Annotated in this window: 7 protein-coding genes; 4 read left to right on the top strand and 3 right to left on the bottom strand. The window is 70.4% G+C overall.

Annotated features, from left to right (window positions below):
* On the bottom strand, positions 1-970 hold a 970-nt coding region (locus KBX53_RS18310), incomplete at its 3' end, for a PfkB family carbohydrate kinase (RefSeq protein WP_247675818.1).
* A gap of 179 nt (positions 971-1,149) precedes the next feature.
* On the opposite strand from KBX53_RS18310, the gene KBX53_RS18305 reads away from it, so the two are divergent.
* Both KBX53_RS18305 and KBX53_RS18300 read left to right on the top strand, forming a co-directional pair.
* Positions 1,150-1,692 carry a type 1 glutamine amidotransferase domain-containing protein gene (locus KBX53_RS18305; RefSeq protein WP_210860566.1) on the top strand — a complete coding sequence of 181 codons (543 nt, stop codon included), beginning with the start codon at positions 1,150-1,152 and terminating at the stop codon, positions 1,690-1,692.
* A 129-nt stretch (positions 1,693-1,821) separates the two neighbouring features.
* The gene (locus tag KBX53_RS18300; RefSeq protein ID WP_030334276.1) at positions 1,822-3,498 is read left to right on the top strand and encodes an MDR family MFS transporter; all 1,677 of its coding nucleotides are present in this window, start codon (positions 1,822-1,824) and stop codon (positions 3,496-3,498) included.
* A gap of 14 nt (positions 3,499-3,512) precedes the next feature.
* Here KBX53_RS18300 and KBX53_RS18295 read toward each other — a convergent pair whose 3' ends face one another.
* On the bottom strand, positions 3,513-4,145 hold the full coding sequence (locus KBX53_RS18295; protein WP_210860564.1) for a TetR/AcrR family transcriptional regulator: 633 nt from the start codon (positions 4,143-4,145) through the stop codon (positions 3,513-3,515).
* 125 nt (positions 4,146-4,270) lie between these two features.
* Between KBX53_RS18295 and KBX53_RS18290 the strand changes: the two genes are divergently transcribed.
* Positions 4,271-5,305, top strand: coding sequence for an aldo/keto reductase (locus KBX53_RS18290; RefSeq protein ID WP_210860563.1), 1,035 nt, complete (start codon positions 4,271-4,273; stop codon positions 5,303-5,305).
* Between the two features lie 36 nt (positions 5,306-5,341).
* On the opposite strand, the gene KBX53_RS18285 is transcribed toward KBX53_RS18290, so the two are convergent.
* Positions 5,342-5,833, bottom strand: a complete 492-nt coding sequence (locus KBX53_RS18285) for an NUDIX domain-containing protein (protein WP_030334282.1) — start codon at positions 5,831-5,833, stop codon at positions 5,342-5,344.
* 56 nt (positions 5,834-5,889) lie between these two features.
* On the opposite strand from KBX53_RS18285, the gene KBX53_RS18280 reads away from it, so the two are divergent.
* On the top strand, positions 5,890-6,453 hold a 564-nt coding region (locus KBX53_RS18280; protein ID WP_210860561.1), incomplete at its 3' end, for an AMP-binding protein.

Raw genomic sequence — 6,453 nt, 5'->3', positions numbered from 1 at the left:
CCAGCCGCGATTCGGCCAGGACGGCCCGGTCGACGCCCTCACCGGCCCGGGTGTTCACTGTGACGCCGGTGCCGGTGACGCTGAGCCCGTCGCCGGTGAGGGCCACCCGTCCCTCGCCCGGGGTGGGTTCACCGATCGGCCCCGGGGCAGTGCTGCCGGTGCCGTCGTCGGCCCGTACCGCGCCCGGGGCGGCACCCGCTGTCATCTCGGACGGCCCGTCGGCCAGGCCGTTGTCCGGGTGCTCCAGGTGCAGTTCGGTGCCGCCGGTCGGTCGGGTGGTGCCGCCCGCACGGGCCAACAGCCGGGTCGCCTCGGCGAAGCTGGGAGTGACCACTGTCGGCGCGAGGCCCCGCCAGTCGGCCAGGTCGTGGGCGTCCAGCGCGACGGTGGCGTACCGCTCGCGGTTGTCGACCAGCCACGCGCGGACCGGCGCGGGCAGCGCGCCCAGGCCGTAGTCGCAGACCACCAGGGTCGGGGCTTCCCCACCGGCGGCGGCGCGCAACTCCTCGGTGGCACAACTCAGGGCGGTGAGCAGTCGGGCCACCCCGTCGTGGTCCAGGGCGTCCTCCGGGTCGCCGGAGTCCTCGCGCAGGAGGATCTGGTTGCCGGCCAGCATCCGCCGCTTCACCGGGGTGGGCCGCCCGGGCTGGTTGACAGTGCGGTCCCAGACGCCGGCCCGGTCCAGGCAGTCGTGCAGTTCGTCCCCGGCGACGTCGGCACCGACCGGTGCCACCAGCACCGCCCGGCCACCGAGGGCGGCGACGTTGACGGCGGTGTTCGCGGCCCCACCGGCGGCGGAGATCCGCCGCCGCAGGGTGAGGACGGGGGCGGGCGCCTCCCGGCAGAGCCGGTCGGAGTCGGCGAACCGCCATTCGTCCAACATGGCGTCACCGACGATCAGGACTGGGCGTTCGAGCCAGCTCTCCACGACGGTGGCGAGCCGGCGCTGTTCCGCTGCTGCTCCTGCCATGCCCGTCCGGGTCCCCAGCGGCCTGGCCGACAAACCTGGCTGACGGCCGGTCCCGCCGCTGGTCATGCCACCTTCGGTGGCGCCTGGCCGGTCCGCACCGGTCCGGACCTGTCCGGCCTGTTTCGGGTGTTCGGCGGCGGGAAGGGAACTGGGGTACCCCCAGAGAGGAGATGTACGAGATGGCAGCGACATTGCAGGGCAAGCGGATCGCCTTCCTGGCCGCCGACGGCGTCGAGGAGGTCGAGTACGTCCAGCCACGCGAGGCGGTGGAGAACGCCGGCGCGACGGCGGAGCTGGTCTCGCTCAAGCCCGGTTCCATCCAGTCCTTCAACCACCTGGACCAGTCCAAGACCTACGACGTGGACGTGACAGTCGACAAGGCCGACGCCGCCGGGTACGACGCGCTGGTGCTGCCCGGCGGGGTGGCGAACCCGGACTTCCTGCGCGGCGACCCGGACGCGGTGCGGTTCGTGAAGGCGTTCTTCGACGCGGGCAAGCCGGTCGGGGTGATCTGTCACGGCCCGTGGACGCTGATCGAGGCGGACGTGGTGCGGGGTCGGCGGATCACGTCCTGGCCCACCCTGCGTACCGACCTGACCAACGCCGGAGCCACCTGGGTGGACGAGGAGTGCGTCACCGACGGCAACCTCACCAGCAGCCGCAAACCCGACGACCTCCCCGCCTTCTGCGCGGAGATCACCAAATCCTTCACCACCCCCTGACCCCGACCTCCCCGGTTGATCATGAAGTTGTTGCCGCCTTGCGCGGGTGTCATGGCAATAACTTCATGATCAACCCTGCTGGGGTGGGGGTTCGGCGCATGTTCTGCGGGTGACGGGATAGAAGGGCACATGACCACGGAAGCCTCCGACGCGCCGGTGCTGAACCGTCAGCAGATCCGGCTGCTCATGCTCGGCCTGATGACCGGCATGCTGCTGGCCGCACTCGACCAGACCATCGTCGGCACGGCACTGCCGACCATCGTGGGCGAGTTGGGCGGGATCAACCACTACTCCTGGGTGGTCACCGCGTACCTGCTCGCCTCGACCGCGTCGACGCCCCTGTACGGCAAGATGGCCGACCTGTACGGGCGTCGACCGGTCTTCCTCTTCTCGATCGGCACGTTCCTGGTCGGGTCGTTGCTGGCCGGGCTGTCGCAGAACATGACCCAGCTGATCGTCACCCGAGGGATCCAGGGTCTCGGCGCGGGTGGTCTGCTGACGCTGGCCTTCACCATCATCTCGGATGTGGTGTCACCCCGTGAGCGTGGCCGCTACCAGGGTCTGTTCGGCGCGGTCTTCGGGATCTCGTCGGTCGCCGGGCCGCTGGTGGGTGGTTACTTCGCGGAGACCGACTGGCGATGGATCTTCTACATCAACGTGCCGTTGGCGATCCTGGCCATCGTCGTCTGCTACCACGTGATGCGGTTGATCCCGTTCGAACGTCGGGACCACTCGATCGACTGGCTCGGCGCCGGTCTGCTGGTGGCCGGGGTGAGTTCCCTGCTGCTGGCGCTGAGCTGGGGTGGCAACGAGTACCCCTGGGGCTCTGGCGTGATCATCAGTCTCTTCGTTGTCGGTGCGGTGCTGGGGGTGCTCTTCGTCCTCCAGGAGGCCCGGGTGGCCGAGCCGATCCTGCCGCTGCGGCTATTCCGCAGTGCCACCTTCGCGCTGGCCAACTCAGCCCTGCTCATCATCGGTCTGGTGATGTTCGGCTCGATCATCTTCATCCCGCTGTACCTGCAGATCGTCAAGGGGGCTTCGCCGACCCAGAGCGGTCTGCTGATGCTGCCGATGATGGCCGGGATCATCATCACCTCGATCCTGACCGGTCGCGCGATGACCCGGATCGGCCGGTACAAGTGGTTCCCGGTGGCCGGTTCGGTGACCCTGCTGGCCGGCATGTTCCTCTTCACCCAGCTGGCGGTGAACACCTCGCTCTGGGTCGCGTTCGGGTACATGGTGGTGATCGGCATCGGGTTGGGTCTGTGCATGCAGTCGCTGATCCTGGCGGTGCAGAACGCGGTCTCCGTACGCGACCTGGGGGCCGGCACCTCCTCGGCGACGTTCTTCCGGTCGCTGGGCGGTTCGTTCGGGGTGGCGATCCTCGGCACGGTGCTCTCGTCCCGGCTGACCGGCGGGCTCGCCGACCGGTTGCCCGGCGCGATCGCGCAGCTCCCGCCGCAGGAGCAGGCCGCCGTGGCGGCGAGTGGTGGGACCAACATCTCGATCAACGATCCGGCCACCATCCTGGCCCTGCCGGGGCCGGTCCGCGCGGCCATCCAGGGCGCCTTCGTCGACGCGCTGGACATGGTCTTCCTGACCGCCGGCCTGATCGCGATCGTGGCGGTGGTGGTCACCCTGACGCTGCCCAACACCCAGCTGCGGGGTGCCGGTCCGAAGGGCGCCACCGGTGGTGCCGACCCGCTCGGCGGCGAGGCCCCGGCCCCGGGTGGCAAGCCGCTGACCCGCGAGTCAAAGGAGGAGGCGGCCGCCGACATGGAGGCCAAGTCCCAGACGATGATCTGAGCGCGGCCGGTTGGTCAGGCGGGGCGGCGGTAGACGCCGTACCACCAGGTCGCCGCCAACTCCCGGGCGGCCGCCGCGTCGGTCTCGGGGTCGGCCGGAGTGGCGCTGACGTGATCGGCAAGGAAGCGGTCGCCGCCGACCACGATCAGCCGGCTGGCCGCCGTCACGTCCAGGTCGGCGGGGGTACGTCCGGCCTCCTGCTCGACGCGGAGCGCCTGCACGGTACGGGCCACGAACCGCTCCAGCCCCGCCGCCCAGTACTCGCGGACCACCTCGTCGTACGCGGCCACCTCGCTGACCGCTGCCAGGACCGGGGCGTACGTCCGGTAGATCCGGATCACGTCGGCGAAGACCTCGGTCAGCGCCGCGAGCGGATCGCCCGGCCCGGCCGGACTCCACTCGCCGGTGCGGCCGAAGGAGGTTTCCCGCATGGTGCCGGCGAGACGCATGAGCAGTTCGGTCTTGTCGCGGAAGTGGGTGTAGAAGGTCGACCGCGCCACCCCCGCCTCGGCGGCGATCCGCTGTACCCCGAGGTCGGTGAAGCGGATGCCCTCCCGCAGCAGGCGCTCGGTGGCCGCCAGCACCCGTGCCTCGACGGCGGCTCGTCCGTCGGGGTTGCGCGGGCGGCGGCGGGTGATCGAGGGCATAGCCGGAATCCTAGGTGGCCGGGGGCCGGATCGGCGACGTACGCTCGTTGCCGGACACAGTGTCCGACATAGTGACCAGGGAGGGCCTGACCTCGGCCTCCCACCCACCACGAGGAGCAACACACGTGAAGTACCGACTGCTGGGCACCACCGGGGTGTACGTCTCGGAGATCTCGCTCGGCGCGATGACCTTCGGCGGCAGCGGGCACCCGCTCTGGGGCACCCTCGGTGGGCTGGCGCTGCCCGAGGTGCAGCGGCTGGTGGACACCGCGCTGGACGCCGGCGTCAACTTCGTCGACACCGCCGACGGCTACAGCGACGGCGAGAGCGAGGAACTGCTCGGCAAGGCGCTCGGCAAGCGGCGTCGCGACGTCGTGCTGGCGACGAAGGTGCACTCCCGCACCGGGCCCGGCCCGAACGACGTCGGCACCTCCCGGCTGCACATCATGCAGAACCTGGAGGACAGCCTGCGCCGGCTGGGCACCGATCACATCGACCTGTACCAGATCCACAACTTCGACCACATCACTCCGATGGAGGAGATGCTGCGCGCGCTCGACGACGCGGTCCGGCAGGGCAAGGTCCGCTACATCGGGGCCGCCAACTTCGCCGCCTGGCAGATCTCCAAGGCGCTGGGCATCTCCGCCCGGGAGAAGCTGGCCGGGTTCGTCTCGGTGCAGGAGTACTACTCGCTGCTGGGCCGGGACGTGGAGCGCGACGTGGTGCCGATGGCGCTCAACGAGGGAGTCGGGCTGACCGTCTGGAGCCCGCTCGCCGGTGGTTTCCTCTCCGGCAAGGTCAGCCGGGACGGGGCCGTCGCCGACAGCGGCGCGCGCAGCGCCCAGCCCGGTTACGCCAGCTTCACGCCGTTCGACCCGGAGCACGCCTTCGGGGTGGTCGACGTGCTCAAGGGCGTCGCCGAGCGGCACGAGGTCAGCCCGGCCCGGGTGGCGGTCGCCTGGCTGCTGTCCCGGCCCGCGGTGACGAGCGTGATCGTCGGAGCCCGCAAGCACGATCAGTTGGTGGACAACATCGCCGCCTCGGACCTCACCCTGACCGAGCAGGACCTCACCGAGCTGGATGAGGCCACCAAGCTGCCGGTCGCGTACCCGAACTGGATCCAGGAGGGGTACTTCGCCGGGGTTCGGCTGCCCCAGTGAGGCACGGCCCCGGAGTCGGCAGACTCCGGGGCCGACCTACTTGAGGATCAGTCGGTTCGTCTGCTCGAAGACGTCCAGGTCGGCCAGGGTCTCGATGACCGATGTGGAGAGCGGGGCGGGGAACCGGTCCCGGGCGAAGAAGCCCGCGTCGGTGGTCTCGTCGGTGACCCGGGCCAGTTGCCCGTCCCACTCCTCCACCTTGAACGCCGTCGTGAACACCTGGTACGTGTGGCCGTACATGTTGGTGCTCGTCCGGTCGGGGCCGGTGTAGAGGGCGAACGCGCAGACCCGCAGGGCCCGCAGTCCGGTCTCCTCACGGACCTCGCGGACCGCGCAGTCGGCTATCGACTCGCCCAGCTCCATCGCGCCGGCCGGCATGGCCCACTGGCCGTTGTCCGAGCGTTTGATCAGCAGAATGCGTCCGGCGTCGTCGTTCACCACGGCACGGGCGCCGACGAACATCAGCGTCCGGTCCCCGGCGAGCGCGCGCAACTGCCCCACGTATGAGTCGGCCCAGGAGATGCTCACCTGCGACAACTTACGGGGGTTCCCAACGTGTGACCCGCGACACTAGCTTGTTACCCATGCGTAGCACGATGATGGACGCCCCTCTGCAGGTCTCCCGGATCCTCGAGCACGGCGCAGGAGTGCACGGCACGGCCGAGGTGGTGACCTGGACCGGCGCCGAGCCCCGCCGGATGACGTACGCCGAGGTGGGGCGCACCGCCGCCCGGTTGGCGCACGCGCTGCGCGACGAGTGCGGGGTGACCGGGGACGAGCGGGTCGCCACCTTCATGTGGAACAACAACGAGCACCTGGTCGCCTACTTCGCGGTGCCGAGCATGGGCGCGGTGCTGCACACGCTCAACATCCGGCTCTTCCCCGACCAGGTCGTCTACATCGCCAACCACGCCGAGGACCGGGTGGTGCTCGTCGACAGCACGCTGCTCCCGCTGCTGGCCCGGGTGATCGGCGAGCTGACCACGGTGCGGCACGTCGTGGTGGTCGGCGGCGGTGACCCGGCGCCGCTGGTGGCGGCTGCCGGTGACCGGATCACCGTGCACCACTGGGACGCGCTGCTCGCCGACCGGCCCGAGGTGTACGACTGGCCCGAGGTCGACGAGCGCGATGCCGCCGCGCTCTGCTAC

Origin of the sequence: Micromonospora sp. M51, from assembly GCF_018070305.1 — a bacterium.
Taxonomy (GTDB): domain Bacteria; phylum Actinomycetota; class Actinomycetes; order Mycobacteriales; family Micromonosporaceae; genus Micromonospora; species Micromonospora parva.
The sequence above is the reverse complement of the archived record's forward strand: the minus strand, read 5'-3'. Positions and strand labels throughout refer to the sequence as shown.

Bases quoted from the DNA above. Each gene is read 5' to 3' on its own strand.
- KBX53_RS18300 (WP_030334276.1), top strand. From the start codon at position 1,822: ATGACCACGGAAGCCTCCGACGCGCCGGTGCTGAACCGTCAGCAGATC.
- KBX53_RS18295 (WP_210860564.1), bottom strand. From the start codon at position 4,145: ATGCCCTCGATCACCCGCCGCCGCCCGCGCAACCCCGACGGACGAGCC.
- KBX53_RS18305 (WP_210860566.1), top strand. From the start codon at position 1,150: ATGGCAGCGACATTGCAGGGCAAGCGGATCGCCTTCCTGGCCGCCGAC.